This window comes from Photobacterium sp. R1 (assembly GCF_054600795.1).
This window is the reverse complement of record NZ_BAAHZP010000456.1, coordinates 1-281: the sequence shown is the minus strand read 5'-3', so window position 1 is coordinate 281 and position 281 is coordinate 1. Positions and strand designations below refer to the sequence as shown.

General features: G+C 54.4%; 1 protein-coding gene. It reads left to right on the top strand.

The window, feature by feature from the left end:
- A partial coding sequence (locus ACYP03_RS25835; RefSeq protein WP_459782654.1) for an undecaprenyl diphosphate synthase family protein occupies nucleotides 1-281 on the top strand: 281 nt, incomplete at both ends.

Here is a 281-nt window from a genome sequence, read left to right as displayed (position 1 = left end):
AGCGTCTTCAAGACAAAATCCTGGCAGCCGAAACCTTAACCGCTGCCAACACCGGCATGGTTCTGAACGTGGCGGCAAATTATGGCGGGCAATGGGATATTCTTCAGGCCACTCAGGCTCTTGCCAGAGACGTGGCCGAGCAGGGGCTGACCCCGGACGATATCACTGAAGACATGCTGGCTGCTCGCTTATCCACCAGTGGTTTGCCTGATGTCGATCTTCTTATTCGTACCAGTGGTGAATGCCGGATCAGCAACTTTATGCTGTGGCAGACCGCCTAT